23 protein-coding genes are annotated in these 18,946 nt (G+C 57.7%); 15 read left to right on the top strand and 8 right to left on the bottom strand.

What is annotated here, in order from left to right; all coding sequences use genetic code 11:
* Positions 1-148: 148 nt before the first annotated feature.
* The 3 genes from F6Y09_RS16900 (at position 149) to F6Y09_RS16910 (ending at position 1,432) form a co-directional block, all read left to right on the top strand.
* A complete protein-coding gene (locus F6Y09_RS16900) occupies positions 149-769 on the top strand; it encodes an RNA polymerase sigma factor (protein WP_152208114.1) in 621 nt (206 codons plus the stop codon).
* Positions 763-1,023, top strand: coding sequence for an anti-sigma factor family protein (locus tag F6Y09_RS16905; protein ID WP_152208115.1), 261 nt, complete (start codon positions 763-765; stop codon positions 1,021-1,023). Before F6Y09_RS16900 ends, F6Y09_RS16905 begins: the two co-directional genes overlap by 7 nt.
* Before the next feature lie 97 nt (positions 1,024-1,120).
* Positions 1,121-1,432, top strand: a complete 312-nt coding sequence (locus tag F6Y09_RS16910) for an EthD family reductase (RefSeq protein WP_152208116.1) — start codon at positions 1,121-1,123, stop codon at positions 1,430-1,432.
* A gap of 24 nt (positions 1,433-1,456) precedes the next feature.
* Here F6Y09_RS16910 and F6Y09_RS16915 read toward each other — a convergent pair whose 3' ends face one another.
* From F6Y09_RS16915 to F6Y09_RS16935, 4 genes are all read right to left on the bottom strand, one after another.
* Complete coding sequence (locus F6Y09_RS16915) at positions 1,457-2,206, bottom strand: DUF6969 family protein (RefSeq protein WP_179959450.1); 750 nt, start codon at positions 2,204-2,206, stop codon at positions 1,457-1,459.
* Between the two features lie 71 nt (positions 2,207-2,277).
* On the bottom strand, positions 2,278-3,126 hold the full coding sequence (locus F6Y09_RS16920) for a cytochrome c peroxidase (RefSeq protein ID WP_152208117.1): 849 nt from the start codon (positions 3,124-3,126) through the stop codon (positions 2,278-2,280).
* Positions 3,127-3,242: 116 nt separating this feature from the next.
* Complete coding sequence (locus F6Y09_RS16925; protein ID WP_152208118.1) at positions 3,243-4,184, bottom strand: DUF3179 domain-containing protein; 942 nt, start codon at positions 4,182-4,184, stop codon at positions 3,243-3,245.
* A 175-nt stretch (positions 4,185-4,359) separates the two neighbouring features.
* Positions 4,360-5,091, bottom strand: a complete 732-nt coding sequence (locus F6Y09_RS16935; protein ID WP_246180577.1) for a GGDEF domain-containing phosphodiesterase — start codon at positions 5,089-5,091, stop codon at positions 4,360-4,362.
* Positions 5,092-5,192: 101 nt separating this feature from the next.
* On the opposite strand from F6Y09_RS16935, the gene F6Y09_RS16940 reads away from it, so the two are divergent.
* The 7 genes from F6Y09_RS16940 to F6Y09_RS16970 all read left to right on the top strand — a co-directional run bounded on the left by F6Y09_RS16940 (position 5,193) and on the right by F6Y09_RS16970 (position 10,720).
* Entirely contained in the window at positions 5,193-5,849 is a 657-nt protein-coding gene (locus F6Y09_RS16940) for an ArsR/SmtB family transcription factor (protein WP_152208120.1), read from the top strand.
* Between the two features lie 14 nt (positions 5,850-5,863).
* The gene (locus tag F6Y09_RS16945) at positions 5,864-6,712 is read left to right on the top strand and encodes a sterol desaturase family protein (protein WP_246180578.1); all 849 of its coding nucleotides are present in this window, start codon (positions 5,864-5,866) and stop codon (positions 6,710-6,712) included.
* An 85-nt stretch (positions 6,713-6,797) separates the two neighbouring features.
* Positions 6,798-7,148 (top strand): DUF3147 family protein, encoded by a 351-nt coding sequence (locus F6Y09_RS16950; protein WP_152208121.1) that lies wholly within the window; start codon positions 6,798-6,800, stop codon positions 7,146-7,148.
* Between the two features lie 129 nt (positions 7,149-7,277).
* Complete coding sequence (locus F6Y09_RS16955; RefSeq protein WP_152208122.1) at positions 7,278-8,453, top strand: ADP-ribosylglycohydrolase family protein; 1,176 nt, start codon at positions 7,278-7,280, stop codon at positions 8,451-8,453.
* Between the two features lie 68 nt (positions 8,454-8,521).
* Positions 8,522-9,277 (top strand): amino acid ABC transporter substrate-binding protein, encoded by a 756-nt coding sequence (locus tag F6Y09_RS16960; RefSeq protein ID WP_152208123.1) that lies wholly within the window; start codon positions 8,522-8,524, stop codon positions 9,275-9,277.
* 25 nt (positions 9,278-9,302) lie between these two features.
* Entirely contained in the window at positions 9,303-9,977 is a 675-nt protein-coding gene (locus F6Y09_RS16965; RefSeq protein WP_152208124.1) for an amino acid ABC transporter permease, read from the top strand.
* Positions 9,974-10,720 carry an amino acid ABC transporter ATP-binding protein gene (locus F6Y09_RS16970; RefSeq protein ID WP_152208125.1) on the top strand — a complete coding sequence of 249 codons (747 nt, stop codon included), beginning with the start codon at positions 9,974-9,976 and terminating at the stop codon, positions 10,718-10,720. Before F6Y09_RS16965 ends, F6Y09_RS16970 begins: the two co-directional genes overlap by 4 nt.
* Before the next feature lie 27 nt (positions 10,721-10,747).
* On the opposite strand, the gene F6Y09_RS16975 is transcribed toward F6Y09_RS16970, so the two are convergent.
* The 4 genes from F6Y09_RS16975 to F6Y09_RS16995 all read right to left on the bottom strand — a co-directional run bounded on the left by F6Y09_RS16975 (position 10,748) and on the right by F6Y09_RS16995 (position 13,966).
* Positions 10,748-11,446 carry an SDR family NAD(P)-dependent oxidoreductase gene (locus F6Y09_RS16975; RefSeq protein ID WP_152208126.1) on the bottom strand — a complete coding sequence of 233 codons (699 nt, stop codon included), beginning with the start codon at positions 11,444-11,446 and terminating at the stop codon, positions 10,748-10,750.
* 47 nt (positions 11,447-11,493) lie between these two features.
* Positions 11,494-11,940, bottom strand: coding sequence for a hypothetical protein (locus tag F6Y09_RS20625; protein WP_246180579.1), 447 nt, complete (start codon positions 11,938-11,940; stop codon positions 11,494-11,496).
* A 55-nt stretch (positions 11,941-11,995) separates the two neighbouring features.
* A complete protein-coding gene (locus tag F6Y09_RS16990; RefSeq protein WP_152208127.1) occupies positions 11,996-12,691 on the bottom strand; it encodes a TVP38/TMEM64 family protein in 696 nt (231 codons plus the stop codon).
* A 162-nt stretch (positions 12,692-12,853) separates the two neighbouring features.
* Complete coding sequence (locus tag F6Y09_RS16995; protein WP_152208128.1) at positions 12,854-13,966, bottom strand: S-(hydroxymethyl)glutathione dehydrogenase/class III alcohol dehydrogenase; 1,113 nt, start codon at positions 13,964-13,966, stop codon at positions 12,854-12,856.
* A gap of 74 nt (positions 13,967-14,040) precedes the next feature.
* Between F6Y09_RS16995 and F6Y09_RS17000 the strand changes: the two genes are divergently transcribed.
* From F6Y09_RS17000 to F6Y09_RS17020, 5 genes are all read left to right on the top strand, one after another.
* Entirely contained in the window at positions 14,041-14,628 is a 588-nt protein-coding gene (locus F6Y09_RS17000; RefSeq protein WP_152208310.1) for a TetR/AcrR family transcriptional regulator, read from the top strand.
* 68 nt (positions 14,629-14,696) lie between these two features.
* The gene (locus tag F6Y09_RS17005) at positions 14,697-15,824 is read left to right on the top strand and encodes an alkene reductase (RefSeq protein ID WP_152208129.1); all 1,128 of its coding nucleotides are present in this window, start codon (positions 14,697-14,699) and stop codon (positions 15,822-15,824) included.
* A gap of 30 nt (positions 15,825-15,854) precedes the next feature.
* Entirely contained in the window at positions 15,855-16,604 is a 750-nt protein-coding gene (locus tag F6Y09_RS17010) for an SDR family oxidoreductase (RefSeq protein ID WP_152208130.1), read from the top strand.
* A gap of 156 nt (positions 16,605-16,760) precedes the next feature.
* On the top strand, positions 16,761-18,086 hold the full coding sequence (locus F6Y09_RS17015; protein ID WP_152208131.1) for a DASH family cryptochrome: 1,326 nt from the start codon (positions 16,761-16,763) through the stop codon (positions 18,084-18,086).
* A 98-nt stretch (positions 18,087-18,184) separates the two neighbouring features.
* On the top strand, positions 18,185-18,919 hold the full coding sequence (locus F6Y09_RS17020; RefSeq protein WP_152208132.1) for a sulfite exporter TauE/SafE family protein: 735 nt from the start codon (positions 18,185-18,187) through the stop codon (positions 18,917-18,919).
* The last annotated feature ends 27 nt before the right edge of the window (positions 18,920-18,946 follow it).

The following is an 18,946-nucleotide window of genomic DNA, read 5'->3' on the forward strand; positions in this document are numbered from 1 at the left end:
TGCCGGAACGGCACACGCCGCCTGATATTTTTGAATGATCGATCAGTAACAGGGAACTTTTCCTCGCTCGGAACACTCTAGAGTTTTGACGGGGTTATATCCTGGGGTGTGGTCCGCTTAATCATTCACATTTTTAAGGGCGCAAGGAATGAAAACTGCGGAACTTGAAGGGCACGAAGAGGCCCTGATCACTGGTCTTCAAGCTGGCAACGAAGCCGATTTTCAGCAAGCCGTTCGGCTTTACACCCCGGGCATGTTGGCAGTCGCCCGGTTCTATCTCGATCATGCCAATGCCGAGGAGGTCGTTCAGGATTGCTGGGTATCAGTAATTGGCGCCATTCAGAAATTCGAAGGGCGTTCAGGGCTTAAAACCTGGCTTCACCGTATTGTCGCCAACCGGTGCAAAAACAAGTTGCGCTCGAACAAAAAGGAAGTAGCAACGGATTTTTCTGCAACTCTGGACCCGGAGCTGGCCGACCGTTTCAATGCCTCCGGCCGTTGGGCCGTGCCACCCAAACTGCAGTTCCACGATTCCGCCGATGCGTTGATGGAAAACGACGCGCTCAGTGACTGCCTGGATAAACATCTCTCTTTCTTACCGGAAACCCAGCGTTCTGCGCTCATGCTCTATGAAGCCCACCAACATAAATCCGAAGACGTCTGTAACATTCTGGATGTCAGTACCTCTAACCTTCGTGTACTTTTACACCGTGCGAGGCAAAGGATATTTCTTATGGTGGAAACCTTCCAGGAGACTGGCGAATGCTGATGTGCCGAGATCTGGCCGGAATTGCCAGTGACTACATTGATGGCGAGCTGGGGACAACGCAGAAGCTGTCAGTCAAAATGCACTTGATGATGTGCAAGGATTGTCGCTCGTTTATCGGTAATCTTCGCGCCAGTACCGACCTGATGCGGGCGCACTCCTCTGGCAAACCGGACCCGGAACTGATTCGCCGCATTGATGAGCGGGTGGCGGAGGCACTACAAACGCGGGATTCCCACGACAGCAAAAATGAGTGAGCTTTCACATTTCATTCTAAAGTGTCATTGGCCACCCACGCCGGAGACGGTTCCATAGGGATCCGATGACCCCACAATCCATACCGAGACTCTAACAATGATAAAGGTCAGCGTTTTTTACCCACAGACTGCCGATAGCACGTTCGATATCGCCTATTACCGGGACGTCCATATGGCGCTGGTACGGGAAAAGCTCGGCGACGCCTGTAAGCGTACCGCCATCGACTCAGGCCTGGCCGGAGGTGCGCCGGGGGACCTGCCCACCTATATTGCCATGGGGCACCTGTATTTTGACTCGACCAGTGAGTTCGAAACGGCTTTCGGCCCCCATGCGAAAGAAATTCTGGGTGACATTCCAAATTTCACCAACATGCAGCCCACCATTCAGATCAGCGAAGTCATCGAATAGGCACCGCTTATTACCGGGGCGGCACTATCGCCCCTGAGTCACTCCCGAGCTTTGGTGCGGCTGGACTTGCGAGGCCCGCCGCCTCCTCTGTTCCGCCTCCAGTTTGTCTGCCCAGCTCTCCACATCAATCGGGATGGTCCCGGTGATCTCCAGAGCACGATCTTCAAGCACCGGCTCCAGGCCATTTGTCTGCCGTTGGCCCACAACCTCGTCCCGGTGGTAAAGCAACGCTTCGATCTGGGGCCGGAAACAACGCACCATGGCCGTCAGCCAGCGGTTCACCGGCCAACTGGGATAGGCGTGATCAATGGTAAACCGATCCAGCGCTGTCACCGTCGCCTCTGCCGGCAGCCAGCTTTCATCTGTCACCCAGCGGTTTACAGTGAACAGGTCTTTGGGATACCCCCAGGCGTCCATGGAAATCGCAACCAGGTGCGCCACCCTGTCCTCACCGGTGGGTCCCATAAGTGGCTCCACCCCTTCAGGTAACGCCCCGCTGCGAAGAAACAGATGGAAATGACCGTGTTCGGCGTGATCCTCCCGGTGCGCGTGATAGTAGTACTGGGACGCGGTCTCCCGGTCATAAACGTCCTCTTTCGGGTAATGATCCATTTCGTAAAACGGGCCCTGGCCCTTGAGCACTTCACCGACAATGTTTAACCCGCCCTTCTTCAGCACCCGGTAGCACTCCCGGATGTCCTCAATGGCCACCAGACTCGTCCGCAGTTGCTCGTCGGTCAGACTCGTCAGTTTGGCAATACGAAGCTCTGTCATAATCCTTCATCTCCTGCCGGTGCGGCCCCCGACAATCATCGGAAGCCGCTCTCATCTTCCCGTGCATCAACTCAGGCAGCAACACCGGCCAGAGATTCCCCGGCCCTGGCGGAACAGGGGTTCTTCGCTGCACACGGGTTCTTGGTTGCACACGGGTTCTTGGTTGCACACGGGTTCTTGGTTGCGCAGGAGTTTTTGCCGGCGCAAGGGTTACAGGCACCGCATTTCCCACCCTTGAAGGCGCAGGGATTGGCCGCAAGTTGCTCCCGAACCTTGGCCATATAAGCGGTGAGTGCTGCCAGCTGTTCACCATCCCATTCCAGAGGTTCGGCCGCCATGGGCTGAACCATGCAGATCTGCACCATTTCATCCAGGTAAACCGAGTCCATACCGAACACATCCCTTGCCATGGCCACGGAGTGCGGATAGGCATTGGCAAAGGTTGCGTTGTAGCCCGCGCCATCGTTATGGCAGGTGGCACAGGACAGGCCGTTGCTGCTGAGGGAGGGATCGTTAAACAGCTTCTCGCCCAGCGCCATCAGCTTGCAGGGATTGCCCGCATAGGGTTCATAGTTGGCCGGTCGGGTTACTTTTTTCGCGGCACAAGGATTGGGTTTGGCCCCGCATTTGCCCGCAGCCGCGCAGGGGTTACAACCTTTCACGGCACAGGGATTACAGCCCTTGGTGGCGCAGGGGTTCTTGGTGGCACAGGGATTCTTGGCAGCACACGGGTTGCATCCGGCCTTGCAGTGTTGCCCCGCCTTGCACTTGTTTTTGCAGGGGGAACAGGGATTACAGGCAGCAGCTGCCAGCCCGCTGGTCCCCAGCACTGCCGTTATTAAGGCAGCAGACCACCAGGCGGTGCCCCGCTGTTCGAAGGAAGTGCGAATCGCTTTTCTCAGAGGGTGTATCGTGGACATTGTCTTTCTCCCTGATCACGGAGTGATAAGTCAGGCTCTCAAAGCCCGTAACCGTCTGAAGGGGCGGTCAGATCAGAGACACATGAGTTCCGGAACTATTACATCCATTTGCGAAATTAATCAGCTGCGAAAATCCGGGTGTCGGGATGAAAGGCGTACCAGGCAAACCAGAAGGCTCTCGTGGCCGGCAGCAGCTTGCCAGACTCATCCCGCAGCTCCGCCGACGGCACCTCCGGATCATAATGGATCCACACCGCCTTACCGCCGACCCGGTCTTCGAGAACAGCACCGTAATCCTCCAGTTCGGGGAAAGGCCAGGCTTTGCTCTCGCCATTGTGGGTCCAGCCCAGCACCCAGGTTTTCGGGTGATATTTCCGGCTGGTGTGCGTGACCGGAAAGTAGAGCCGCTCAGAGTGGTCATAAGCCCCGTAAGGCGACATCCGGTAGTTGCGGCGGTGGCCGGTGTCTGTCGAAAGCACCTGTCCGTCAGAGCCAACCCGTTCCCGCCAGCCTTGCCAGAGTTCGTGGCGAATGGCGACCGGCCTCAGCTCCGTTCCGGCCAGGGGGCCCGAAACCGCCCGACCTTCAATCTGGGACCACAGGGATTCGGTCTGGTGGTCGTACATCAGCAGGTCACTGTTGTACAGAAGACCCGACACACCAAAACTCAGATGGCGACCTTCCACCCGGGGATCGAATGCCATGCCGGTTCCGCAGAGCGGGCAGAAGGTGATCAGCAAGGGTGCACCGTCGAGGCCATGATTGACGATTTCATGCCAGTTCAGGATACCGACGGGGTAGGCAAAACTGGCATCCCCGTCATCATAGGTCAGCATCAGGTCATCGGGACGCCACAGCGACGCCTCGCCGGGATCTTCAAATTTGGGCGTATTTATTGAGGGGATGCCATCTCGGGGAGGTCCACCGCGGAGGATCTGGTCAAGCGGTATGATAGCGTTACTGACATCAAAGCCGTTTTTTTGCTCCGCCACAACCGGTTGCGCCATAGCCGCCAGCAAAGCGGCCGTTAGGTAAATCACTCGAGCAAGCTTTCTCATCGTCACCCCCCTTTGCAGGGACAAATTCCTGCCATGTGTTAACAAAGGAGACCCGGGGATACCCGATTCGTTACAAACTATAGGCCTTCTATGGAACCTCCCTGTTCACACCAAGGGACTTTGATGGCTCACCCTATTTCCGGATTATCAAACCCACCAATGAAGGCGATTTCAATTACCGGGCCATCGACTGGGAGGACCAGTGATTCTCAGGCGCCGGGCGACCGAGCAGAAAGCCCTGGAGTTCGTCGCACCCTGAGGCCAGCAGCCAGTCGGCCTGGGCTTCTGTCTCCACACCTTCTGCAATGACTTTACAGCCAAGGCTGTGAGCCATGGAGATCATTGTGCGGCAAAGCACTTCGTCCTGCTCGTTGTCCGGCAGCCCGATCACAAACGCGCGATCTATCATGCTGCGTTTGACCGGCAATGCCTTCAGGTAGACCAGCGAGGAATGACCAGTGCCGAAGTCGTCCACTGCCAGCAACACGCCCAGCGAACGAAAGCCCTCCAGAATCTCCAGTGCCAGTGCGACATCTTCCATCAGCGCGGCCTCTTCAGCGACCGGTATGAATTCGGCGGGCGACACCATGCCATGCTCCGGATGACGCCAGCGCAGCGGGGCCTCATAGCCTACACAACACTGTGACCGGTCAAACTGGGATTGATAATAGAACTTGAACTCCAGGTGCACCTCTTGCTTCCCCTCGCGGGGAGTTAACCACAAACCGAAGACATCGCCGCCGAGGCGGGAGACGAAACCCGGCTCCCGGCTGAAACCGCCAAGCCTGCGTGCCACCTCCTGCAATACCCGGTCACCGGCCTGATGGCCCGCAAGCCCATTGAGCGCCTGAAAATCATCAAGACCAAAACCATAAGGAGGATCGTTGATGATAATCAGCGTTTTCATAGCCTTTCCTCTTGCTAACATTCTAATGATTGTTAGAATAAAATAGTGCCGTTATGTGTCAAGCGACCAAATTCGAGTATTTGATGGAGATCAAAACAGCAATGACATCCAGACAGGATCTGTTCGACACCCTGGCTCAGGTTGGAAAGGCTCTGGGAAGTGGCCATCGCCTCGTTCTGCTGGAGCGTATTGCCCAGAGTGAGGCTTCCGTCGAAGCCCTCGCCAGCGCGGCTGACCTGACAGTGGGGAACGCGTCGGCGCATCTTCAACATCTGCGCAGAGCCGGGCTGGTAACGGCCACCCGCTCCGGCAAGCAGATGCTTTACCGGCTTACCGATCAGCGGATTGTGACGCTGATGAGCCTGCTCCGCGAAGTCGCAGAAACCAACCTGGCGGAAATGGAGCGCCTGGTCAGCCGACTGTTTGCCAATGACAACTTCGACGGAGCCCTGGAAGCAATATCCCGGGATGAGCTGCTGGCCGGCCTCAAGGCCGGTTCGGTGGCACTGCTGGACGTGCGCTCGGAAGACGAGTTCGAAGCGGGCCACCTGCCCGAGGCCATCAACATTCCGCTGGCGCAGCTTGAATCCATGCTGGAGGAACTGCCAAAAGATCGGGAGATTGTCGCCTACTGCCGCGGCCCCTATTGCGTGCTGTCCCACGAAGCGGCCCAGCTGTTGAGAAAGCTGGGGTATCAGGTACGGCGTTTTGACGAAGGCTTTCCCGAATGGAAAGCAGCCGGGTTACCCATCCATTAGCCTGAGGCACTGTTGTGACCGACACACTGCTTGAACATGAACCCCTCATCCGGGTCAGCTTTTTCCTCTCGGTGCTGACTGTGATGGCCCTCTGGGAAGTGTTTGCGCCACGCAGGCCTCAAAAAATCGGTCGCCTGACCCGCTGGCCCAACAACCTGTTCATTGTTGGTCTGGACACGCTGGCGGTGCGCCTGGTGTTTCCGGTGGCGGCGGTTGGTACTGCCTTTATAACATCGGAAAACGGTTGGGGGCTGCTGAATCTGGTGACCCTGCCAGCCTGGCTTGCGGTGATTGTCTCGGTCCTGGTGCTGGATGCCGCCATCTACTTTCAGCACCGGCTGTTCCACGCCGTACCCTGGCTCTGGCGCCTGCACCGGATGCACCACGCGGATCTGGAATTTGACGTGACCACCGGCCTGCGCTTCCATCCCATCGAGATTATTCTGTCCATGGCCATCAAGCTGACCATGGTTCTGGCACTGGGTGCCCCGGTGCTGGCGGTGGTGATCTTTGAGGTATTGCTGAATGCCACGGCCATGTTCAACCATGGCAACGTGCGGCTGCCCCTCCGGCTCGATCGTTATTTGCGGCTGTTCGTGGTGACACCCGACATGCATCGGGTCCACCACTCGGTCATTGTGCGGGAAACCGACAGCAACTTCGGCTTCAACCTGCCCTGGTGGGATCGGCTGTTCGGCACCTACCGCGCCCAGCCGGAAAAGGGCCATCTGGGCATGACCATCGGCATCGAGGACTTTCGTACCGTGCAGGATCTGCGTCTGGACAGGATGCTGATGCAACCATTCCGTCGCAGGCCCACCAAAACATCAACCCTGAAAACAAGCAGTAATGGACCTATATGACCATTAGCACGCTGGCAAACACGGTTGCTGGGGCCGGGACCGGCTCTGGGTGATCGAAGATAAAAATCGAAAACAGGAACCGCCAATGACCTGGATCATCGTCAAATACGCAATCACCGCTGCACTGGTCGTTCTGATCTCGGAAGTGGCTAAACGCAGTGACAAACTTGGCGCACTGATCGCCGCATTACCAACTGTGACGGTATTGGCAATGATCTGGCTGTATGTGGAAAACCAGTCCGCGGAGAAAATCGGCAACCACGCCTGGTACACCTTCTGGTACGTACTGCCGACGCTACCCATGTTTCTGGTCTTTCCATTCCTGCTGCCCAGGATCGGGTTTTGGCTGTCCCTATTATCCAGCGCTGCCATCACAGTGACCTGTTTTGGCCTCCTGGCAATTGTGGTTAGGCGGTTTGGAATTGATCTGCTTTAGCGGTTTGTTTAGATCCTCTCCGACAAGAAACTGAGGGCCAGTGACTGGCATCGGGCGAGTGCGTAAAGTTGGCATTAGACGTACGTTTTCTCGGCCCCGAATTCTGAACATGACCAAAGAGGTTTTCCAATGACCAGCAACCTGTCCAGCGACAGAAAACCCGCCATAATCGCCGCCCTGGCCGGTGGCTGGGTGGCGGATGCGGCAAGCCTAGGCTTGCACTGGCTTTACGACAGCCAGCGTATCCATGAGGTGGGCGGGCAGTCGCCGGAATTTCTGCCACCGAAGCCCGACTATTTCAAAGGCGGCGTCGGTTACTTTGCCCACGGCGGCAAACAGCCCGGAGATATCAGCCACTACGGTGCCGCCACGGGGGTACTGACCGACAGTCTTCTGGCCAATGAGGGCAAACTGGATGTCCGGGATTACCAGCGGCGCTTTCGGGCATTCTTCGGGCCCGGTGGCCATTGGCGGGGCTACATCGACAACCCTACCCGGGTGACCCTGGACAACCTGAACACCATCGAGAAGAAAGCCATTGAACAGGCGCAATCGACCACCACAGCCGAACTGACCGAAAAGCAGAAGCGGATATTGGTGCAGAAGGTTTTGCCCTACACCCGGCGCCTGAGTGGCGAGCAACTGGCAGAACCGGTTCGTCGGGCCATCAGCCTTACCTACCAGCAACCGGAGATACAGAATGCGGGCGTACACCTGGCCGAAACCATCGACCGACACTTACTGCCTGAAAGTGGTGCTGATGACATGCAACTGCCGGCAGTCTCCAAATTGCCGCCACTGGTGGCCTGCTATTGTGGCAGCGACAAACTGATGGAAGTCACCGAAACCGGTGTCCGGATCACCAATCATAATGACGAAGCGGTAGCCTGGGCAAAATGCGCCGCGACACTCCTGAACCAGCTTTTCCAGGGCAAACCCATGTCGGCAGCACTGGACGCTGCTACCCCGGAAGCACCAGACCCGGAAACCCTCAACAAAGCCCGGTCCGGCTCCCTTCTGGATGCGGCAGGCGCCGGTGACACCTATGGCCGCACCTGCTATCTGCACGAGGCTATGCCGGTGATCTTTCACATCCTCAGACATGCCGACAGTTATACCGGAGCTGTCCGGGCCAACATCCATTGCGGGGGTGATTCCTGTGGCCGGGCCTGGATTATCGGGCCAGCCATGGCGGCGCTCCATGGCGTGGGCGGCGGGCGCGGCATCCCTCTGAGCTGGTTGGCGCGCGTAACCGATGCCCCTGATATCCTCACGGATATTGAGAGTCTGGTTAATTGCCGATGATATGTATCATTGCCCAATTTTCACTGCCGACTATGCTTCAGTTACGATGCAATACGGAAGGAGGTTTTATGAAAACGCTACTGATCAACGTGTTACTAACGATTTCACTATTCACAAGCGCATCTTTGCTTGCACAGGATGATCCGTTGAGGGTTGGGATGTCCGGCCAGTATTTCCCATTTACCTTTGTAGAGCAGGATGAGCTCAAAGGTTTCGACGTCGATGTCATGAACGCTCTGGGCGAGGAGATGGGGCGTGACATCAAGTATGAAACCGCCAACTTCTCGGGCCTGTTTGGCATGCTGGAATCCGGGCGTATCGACACCGTTGCCAACCAGATCACCATTACCGAAGAGCGGAAGAAGGCCTATATTTTCACTGATCCCTACGTCTATGACGGCGCACAGGTGGTGACCAAAAAAGGCAACACCGAAATCCGGGGAGTGGAAGATCTGAAGGGGAAGACCGTCGCTGTGAACCTGGGCTCCAATTTCGAGGCACTCCTGCGGGAACTTCCTTACGCCGATCAGATCGATATCAAGACCTATGAGAGCAACCTGGAGCGGGACACTGCCTTGGGCCGTGTAGATGCTTTCGTGATGGACAGAGTCAGCGCCAGCCAGATCATCAAGGAGAAGCCCCTGCCCCTTGAATTGGCCGGCCCCACCTTCTCGCAGATCACCAACGCCTACCCGTTCCGCGACACTGATACCGGCCGGGCCCTGCGGGACGAAGTGAACAAGGCCCTGGCGACCCTGCGTGACAACGGAACCCTGGCCTCCATTTCAGAGAAGTGGTTCGGCACGGATATCACCCAGCCCTGAGGGGCATACCAAGGCCTGACGCCCTATGGACGTGTTGAACGTCGAGTATATGCTTGGGCTGGTACCTGTGCTGCTCACGTACCTGCCCCTTACCCTGCAACTGGCCGGCATCGGGATGGTGCTTGCACTTATCCTTGCCTGCCTGTTCGCCATTGTCCGGGTGCTTCGCATCCCGGTGCTCAACCAACTGACTATCGTGTTCATTTCTTTTTTCAGGGGCACGCCACTGTTGGTGCAACTGTTCCTGTTTTACTATGGATTACCGCAACTGGTCAGTGCATTGACCGTCATCGACGGTGTCACAGCGACCATCATGGGTCTGACCATGCACTTTTCCGCCTACATGGCCGAATCAATCCGTGCCGCTATCGTTGGTGTTGACCGAAGCCAGACTGAAGCCGCGCTGTCGATTGGCATGACCAATGGCCAGATGATGCGGCGGATTGTTCTGCCCCAGGCCACCCGGGTGGCGCTACCCACTCTGATGAATTACTTCATCGACATGATCAAGGCGACCTCTCTCGCGTTCACCCTGGGGGTCACGGAACTGATGGGGGCCACCCAGAAAGAGGCTGCCGGTAGCTTCCTGTACTTCGAAGCGTTCATTGTGGCCGCCATCATGTACTGGATAGTGGTTGAACTACTTTCCAAGCTTCAGAACTATCTGGAAATCCGCCTGAACAAGGCCTATAGCCGATGATCAAGTTAGAGTCACTGAGCAAACATTTCGGCAAGACGGTGGTTCTCGATGGAATCGACCTGACGATCGAAAAGGGCGAAATTGTGGTGATCATCGGACCTTCAGGCACCGGAAAATCCACACTGCTGCGTTGCGTCAATTTCCTGGAGCAACCCACTGCCGGCACGATGACTGTGGGAGACCTCACCGTGGATGTGAAGCGGGCCAGCCGGGCAGAGATCCTCTCCATGCGGCGGCGAACCGCATTTGTGTTCCAGAACTATGCGCTGTTTGCCAACAAGACAGCGCTGCAGAACATCGCCGAGCGTCTGCTGGTGGTGGATAAATGGCCCAGGGAAAAGGCTTACCGAAGGGCGCGCGAAATCCTTGACCAGATCGGCCTGGGCGAGAAGGCGGATGCCTACCCCGCGTCCATGTCCGGCGGCCAGCAGCAGCGGGTTGGTATCGGCCGCGCTATGGCCGCCGGTGCCGAGGTCATTCTGTTTGATGAGCCCACGTCGTCGCTGGACCCTGAGTGGGTGGAGGAAGTATTGGGGCTGATGAAACAGCTGGCAGCAGAGCGCCAGACCATGATGGTGGTCACCCATGAAATGTCTTTCGCCAGGGACGTGGCGGACCGCGTGATCTTTATCGACGGCGGCCGCATTGTGGAGCAGGGACCGCCCAGCGAGATTTTCTATCACCCGCAGGATCCCCGGACGAAGAATTTTCTGAAGAAAATCCTGGCCACCAATCCGGTATAACACTTATCCCCATTCCTCCGCCGGCTGCTACCAGGCCTCGCCGAACGGACGGATATCCAGCTCGAAAGTCCAGGCGGAGGGGTCCTGCTGGCTCAGATTCCAGACGGCATCGGCCACGGCGGAAGGCTTGACGAAGAAATCGTCCGGCTTGTCCGCCAGCCACTCGCGGGTGCGGGGCAGGTCCACCACACCATCGATGACTACGTTCGCCACATGGATCTTCTCCGGCCCGAGCTGGCGTGCCAGTGACTGGGCCAGGCTGCGCTGGGCCGCCTTGGCCGAAGCAAAAGGCGCGGTGTTGGCCCGGCCCCGGGTCGCCGCCGACGCGCTGGTGATGATAATGCTGGCGGTATCATGCTGACGCAGCTGCGGTAATGCGGCTTTGGTGGCCGCCACCAGGCCCTGAACATTGAGGCGCCAGTTGGCCTCGAAGTCTTCCAGGCTGGCCTCTTCCACGTTCTTGAACACGCCGCCACCGGCGTTATAAAGCATCACTGAAACCGGTCCGAGTTTGCTCTCGATGGCCGCCAGCACCGAGGTGATCTGCTCGGGTTCCATCATGTCACAGGGAAAGGCATGGGCACCGGTAACCGATTGCTCCAGCTGCTTCAGGTAATCCACGCTGCGGGCTAGCATCGCCACCTGAAAGCCCTCGTTACTGAAGCGCCGCACAAAGGCAGTGCCATTGCCTGGCCCCACACCCATCACTACACATACGTTATTCATTTGCTGTCTCTCCCGCCGGTTACACCGGCCAGTTCCTCAGAAAGGGGTCAGTCTCGTGTTGACGGACAAGGCGCCCCGCAGGGCGCGCAGGCAGACTCGTCGCGCTGGGTGAGCGCCGTTTCCACGTTACCCTGCCCGGAGTTGAACGCAAAGGTCGGGCTACTCAGGTGGTCCGCCATGATCAGCACCAGAATAATCCCCAACACCACCACAATGCGGGCGCGGCTGTATGCTCGTTCCATTTTAACAGTCCTCCCCACCAGTTTGGCAGCCGGAAACCCGGCCGCCAACATGGCACCGAGCAGCAACCCGAAGTTCATCACCGAGGGGATGTTGGTAAGCACCGAGTCCTTCAGGGCCATGGCGGGGTAGTCCCAGGTCCAGAACTCGAACTGGGACATGTTCACGCCGCTGACACCGAAGGTGTTGACCAGCGGAATCGGATCAAACCCGGGCTGGTCCAGCCACCAGGGTAAATGGATGGATCCGAGCACGGTCCGTTATGAATACTGTCAGCACTGACGGCCAAATAATGAATCTGTTACACACTTAGCGCTTTGAATTTAGTTGCAACCACCGGACCAGAGTCGAACCAGGCCTGCGGGCGAGGTACCAGGGCAGCAGAGTCATTGCGACAAGAATGGCAACGGCAGCGGCGACCGTCATGAATGGGTTGAGTTCAAAGGTATTGCCAAGCCCGGCGAACACAAACGTCATCGGGAGCATCCCCAGTAACGATGCCACCGCAAATCGCCAACCGTGAATCGCCGTTACACCAGCGGCGTAGCTGATCAGCGCAAAAGAGAACAGCGGAATCAGGCGGGTCAGGAACACCATCCAGAATAACAGTCGCTGGGAGCCGTCGGAGGCGAAGACCGGGTTTGCTGACAGCTTTTTCTTCAAGGCTTCCCGGCCCAGTATCCGGGCAACAGAAAACGCGATCATGGCACCCACCAAGGCTCCAGCCGCTGCCAGCAAGGTGCCCCATAAAACGCCGAATGCAAGGCCCGAGGCGGCACTGACAGGCAGTGTCGGAATTGGCCCCACCACCACCGCCAGCACCATCATCAGAAACAGGAACACCGGCCCCCAGACACCCTGCCCGTTCAGCCACACTGACAGGGCGTCCGGCGACAGGCTCGCTGGCATACCCAATTCCCTGAGCACCAGCCACAACACTGCCATGAGTAAGGCCACAGTCGCAGCAATGCCCAGTCTGAATAACCAGCCAGAAGATACCTTCATTGGCGCGCCAGCTGACCCTCCCTCATCTGATAAACAACCGGGACGGTAGTCGCCCGGAGTGTCGCGGATCGGATGCTTTAACCGATGGTGAAGGCAGCTGCGAACAGGAGCCTACCGCAGCCCCCTGACCGGAAAACCGGCGGGGGCATCCGACGCAATCGCTCAGAAGTGAATGACGGTCCGTATGCTTTTGCCTTCATGCATCAAATCAAATGCCTCATTGATGTCTTCCAGCGGCATATTGTGTGTGATGAACACGTCCAGGGGAATTTCACCAGTCTTGGCTTTTTCCACAAAGCCTGGCAATTCGGTACGCCCCTTCACACCGCCAAAGGCAGAACCCTTCCAGACCCGGCCGGTGACCAGCTGGAACGGACGGGTGCAGATTTCCTCGCCAGCGCCCGCGACACCGATGATGACTGACTCACCCCAGCCCTTGTGGCAGCATTCCAGTGCTGAGCGCATAACATTGACATTACCGATGCACTCGAAAGAATAATCCACACCACCATCGGTCATCTCGACGATGACTTCCTGGATCGGCTTGTTAAAATCCTTCGGGTTGACCACATCGGTGGCACCAAGCTGCTTGGCGATGTCGAATTTGTCCGGGTTGATGTCGATGGCGATGATGCGGCTGGCTTTGGCCATGGTCGCGCCAATAATTGCAGCCAGGCCGATGCCACCGAGACCGAAGACCGCGACGGTCGCACCTTCTTCGACTTTGGCGGTGTTCAGCACCGCACCAATACCCGTGGTCACGCCGCAACCCAGCAGACAGACTTTATCCAATGGTGCTTCTTTCGGGATCTTGGCCAGTGACACTTCCGGCAGAACGGTGTATTCGGAAAAGGTGGAGCAGCCCATATAGTGGTAAATCGGCTCGCCTTTGTAAGAGAAACGGGAGGTGCCGTCAGGCATCACGCCCTTGCCCTGGGTTGCGCGCACGGCGCTACACAGGTTGGTCTTGCCGGATGTGCAGAATTTACACTTGCCGCACTCGGCAGTGTAAAGCGGTATCACATGATCCCCCACTTCTACCGAGGTCACTCCCTCTCCAACTGCTTCCACAATGCCCCCACCCTCATGCCCGAGAATGGCGGGGAAAATGCCCTCGGGGTCGGCGCCGGACAGGGTGAAGGCATCAGTATGGCAAACGCCGCTTGCAACAATACGAACCAGAACTTCTCCTTTCTGAGGTGGTGCGACATCCACTTCGACGATTTCCAGAGGCTTGTTGGGGCCAAAGGCCACGGCCGCGCGCGATTTGATCATTGGTAGACTCCTTCAATAGGTTTCGGATTTTACGTGCTTGACTCATTGTAGACGACCGGTCTAATATGACAACCATGACATCACACGACACTCGCAATCACATCATTCAGGTCGGTGCTGACCTGATCGCCCGTAAAGGCTTCGGGGCGACAGGCCTGAACGCAGTTCTAACAGCCTCGGGCGTGCCCAAGGGTTCGTTCTACCATTATTTTAGCAGCAAGAACGATTTTGGCCTGGCAGTCATAGAATCGTTCGGAGAGGAATACGAGACCAGGCTGGAACAAATCCTTACGGACCCAAGCCGATCGTGTATCGATCGTCTTTACGCCTATTTCGACACCGGGCTGGAAACCATGACCAGTTGCGAGTATTCCCAGGGCTGCCTGATGGGCAATCTGGGGCAGGAGCTGGCTGGCCAGCATGAGATGTTCCGGACCCGGCTGGATAAAGTGTTCACGAGCTGGGAGAAGAAGTTCTCCCACTGTATCGCAGAAGCCCAGGCCAACGGTGACGTTGACCCGGCTCTGGACCCCGATGAAGTAGCCAGTTTTCTGTTGTCCGGCTGGGAGGGCGCCATTCTGCGGGCCAAGGTGGTGAAATCCACCGAACCCATGGAACGGTTCGTTAAGGTCTTCTTCAAACAGTGCCTGCGTATCGGGTAAATTTTTTTCACTCTGAGACTAGTAGACTGGTCTAATTAACTAAAGATGATCCAATAGGAGAAACTTGCATGAGCAACGACCACCCCCAAGACGTCCTGTTCGAAACCTTCAAACTTGGCAACCTTGCCTTGCCAAACCGGGTGCTGATGTCACCACTCACCCGCTCACGCTCCAGCCAGCCCGGCGATGTACCCAACGACATGAACGTTGAGTATTATCAACAGCGTGCCGGTGCGGGCCTGATCATCAGCGAAGCGACTCAGGTGTCGCCTCAGGGCAAAGGCTATGCCTTCACGCCGGGCATTCATTCAGATGAGCAGATTGCCGGCTGGAAAAAAGTGACCGACGCGGTTCACGACGCCGGTGGCCGTATTCATATGCAGCTCTGGCACGTCGGCCGGATTTCCCATCCTGATCTGCAGCCGGACGGCCGCAAGCCAGTCGCACCCTCTGCTATCGCACCAGAGGGCGCCAAAACCTTCGTCAGCGCCGATTCCGGCATGGTCGATATTCCTGAGCCCCGCGCCCTGGAGACCGACGAAATCCCCGGCATTGTGGAGCAGTTCCGCATCGGCGCCCAGAACGCCAAAGCGGCCGGTTTTGACGGAGTCGAAGTACACGCTGCCAATGGCTATCTGCTGGACCAGTTCCTCAAGAGCGGCAGCAACCAGCGTACCGATGAGTACGGCGGCTCTGCCGAGAACCGCGCCCAACTGACCTTGATGGTTACCCAGGCTGTTGTTGATGTCTGGGGCAAGGAAAACGTGGGCATTCGTGTCAGTCCAACCGGCAGCTTCAACGCCATGTACGACGAAGACCCGCTGGAAACCTTCGGGGTACTCGCCAGGCATCTGAACGATCTCGGCATTGCCTACATCGAAGTCGTGGAAGATTCGTTCCAGGGCAACCATGCCAATGGCCGTCCGGAATCGGTTATCGACGCGATTCAGGCCAACTTCAACGGCAGCTACATCGCCAACGGGGCTTACACCGCCGAAGAAGCAAGACGCCGCATCAGCGCCGGTCGCTGCGACCTGGTCACGTTCGGACGTCCGTTTATTGCCAATCCGGATCTGCCAGAGCGCTTCCGAAAGGATGCGCCACTGAACGAGTGGGACGACAGCACCTTCTATGGTGGCGATGTAAAGGGCTACACCGACTACCCGACGCTGGCCGATCAGAAAGCCACCGCGTAATTCATTAAAACGTTTCAACAAGGAGTCTTCATGACTACAGCAAACGATCAGATCACAGGCAAAGTCGTCATCATTACCGGTGCCAGCAGCGGGCTTGGTGAAGCCACCGCCCGCCGGTTGTCCGAGCGCGGCGCCAAACTCGTTCTGGCGGCACGTCGGGAAGACCGCCTGGTCAAGCTCACCGAAGAGCTCAAGGCCAACGGCGGCGAGGCCATCTGGCAAACTACCGACGTGACCGATCGCAAGCAGGTCGAAGCCCTGGCCAAAATCGCCAAGGATACCTTTGGTCGCATTGATGTGCTGGTGAACAACGCCGGCCTGATGCCTCTGGCTCCGCTGGACGCACTCAAAGTGGACGAGTGGGACCAGATGGTCGACGTCAACATCAAGGGCGTGATGTACGGCATCGCAGCGGTACTGCCGATCATGCGTGAACAGCACAGCGGGCACGTCATCAACCTGTCTTCCGTTGCGGGCCATAAGGTGTTCCCCGGGGCTGCCGTATACTGCGCCACGAAATACGCCGTCAGGGCACTGTCGGAAGGCTTGCGGATGGAAGCCGGTGACGAGATTCGCAGCACCAATATCTCACCAGGTGCGATAGCCACCGAGCTGACCAGCACCATCACCGATCCTACCGCTGCCGAAGCGGCCGAAGAGCTCTACAAAGTGGCTATTGATGCAGACGCCGTCGCCCGCGCGATTGTGTACGCCATCGAACAGCCCCACGACGTGGACATCAACGAGATCATCCTGCGCCCCACCGCCCAGGAGCTCTAGACTCAGGCTTTCCTTACCCCTGAGCGGGCGCCGGTGGGACCACCGGCGCCCGATTTCCCGTTGACCTTCGCTACTGTTCCGCCAACCTTTAATCTCTTGTATAAACCTCAACGTAAACTCCCCGATCAAACACCCAGTGACAGGGAACCCCCTACCTTGAATACTCTCTACTGGTTTACCCGGGATTTACGCCTGCATGACAACGCTGCCCTGCTGGCCGCATCAAAGTCTGACATGCTGCTGTGTGTGTATGTGGTGGATCCGCGGTGGTTTGCTCCGGGCCCTCATCAAAGCAAAGCGATGGGTGGCCACCGTTGGCGTTTCCTGTGGCAAAGTCTGATGGCGCTGGAGCGCAGCCTCCGGCCCCTGAGCCAGCGCCTGCACATAGCCTACGGTGAGCCCGAAACTGTAATTCCGGATCTGATTCACAGCCATGACATTGCACGGGTCATTCGTTCCCGGCAGCCGGGCACTCACGAGGCCCGACAGTGGCAAGCAGTCAAAGACAATGCGACGGGGCCGATCTTTCAGCAATTCGAAACCCTGAGCCTGTTCACCGAAAGCTCGCTGCCCATGGCATTGTCGGACCTGCCAGACACCTTCTCGCAATTCCGAAAACAGGTGGAAAAGGCCGGCGAGCATCAATCGCAACACCTGCGCATCCGCACGCTGACGGCCTTACCGCCACCGCCAGGTTTTCCGGACGACAATCGGGGCGACTGCCCGCCCATCCCGGAGGCACAACACCCGCTGGAGTTTTCGGGCGGAGAAGCGGCAGGCCTGGCGCGACTGCACGAATTTCTGTACACCACCCACAGTGTCGACCGGTATAAAGAAACCCGCAACGCCCTGGATGACTGGAATGCGTCTTCCAAATTCTCCCCCTGGCTGGCCAATGGCTGCCTTTCCGTTCGCGAGGTGGCGGAAACCCTGACGGATTATGAGAACAGGGAAACCAAAAACGAGTCCACCTACTGGTTATGGTTCGAGCTGCTGTGGCGGGAATACTTCCACTGGTACGCCATCAGGCACGGCGCCAATCTGTTCCGCCGGGATGGCGTCCAGCGCAAACGTCGCCAGGCAACATTCTATGGCCATCGGTTCAAGGCCTGGTGCGAAGGCAACACGGAATATCCGATTGTGAACGCCGCCATGAATCAGCTGCGGGAAACCGGCTACATGAGCAATCGCGCTCGCCAGTTGGTGGCCAGTTGTTATGTCAACGAACTGGGACTCGACTGGCGCTACGGTGCGGCATGGTTCGAAGAACAACTGATCGACTATGATGTGGCAAGTAACTATGGTAACTGGCAGTATCTGGCCGGCGTAGGCGCTGACCCCCGCGGGCTGCGGCAGTTCAATCTGCTCAAGCAGACACAGCAATACGACCCGCTCGGTACCTTCATAGACCGCTGGGGCGGTGAGGCAGAACAACCGGTCGGACTTCACACGGTGGATGCAGCGGACTGGCCGCTTCTGTAAGGGTATTGCGGGACGGAGAAATCCAAGGCAACACTGCTCGTCCGGGATTTCGCGGAGCCATTCTGACCAAACGGATGTAAACAGGAGCTTCGATTACCGTGACCGAGATCAGCCTGATCCAGATTCTACTGGCCAATATCGCCCTGCTCGCAGGCGCCTGTCTGCAAGGGGTGGCGGGTTACGGGATCGGCACCCTGTCAGCACCGCTGATGTTTCTGGTCAGCCCGCTATTGGTGCCCGGCCCATTGGTGCTCAACGCTGTCCTGCTGACGATCATGATGCTGATCCGCAATCGCGCCAGCCTGAGTTTCAGGCAAGTGCGGTTTGCTATTGGCGGCGATGTGGTGGGCACCGTGCTGGCGGGCATGACTCTGGCGGTGGTGTCCAGCCAGGCGTTCGGGCTGATTTTCGGCGGTCTGATCCTGACGGCAGTGGCGCTCAGCGTAGCGGGGTTAAGGCCAACACTGACACCGCGCAACAGTGTAATAGCCGGGGCAGCCTCCGGTTACATGGGGACGATCACCGCAGTAGGCGGGCCGCCCATCGCACTGATCTACCAGAACGAGCTGGGCCCACTGGTGCGGGCCAACATGTCAGCGTTTTTTCTCTTCGCCAGCATCGCCAGTACGATCGCCCTGGTAGTCTCCGGCCATCTGGGGATGCGTGAGCTGATGCTGTTTGTAGTCACCTTTCCCGGTGTGCTCGCGGGCTTCCTGCTTTCGGGCCTGTTGGTCAACCGGGTACCCTTCGGCGGCCTGAGGCCAATCATCCTGGGAATAGCCGCCGTGGCCGGCGCCGCCGCGGCAATCAGGGGCATCTGGACCTACTGGTAATCCCACGCAGACGGAGTAGTTGTAGGA

It is taken from the genome of Marinobacter changyiensis (assembly GCF_009193265.1).
GTDB classification, from domain to species: domain Bacteria; phylum Pseudomonadota; class Gammaproteobacteria; order Pseudomonadales; family Oleiphilaceae; genus Marinobacter; species Marinobacter changyiensis.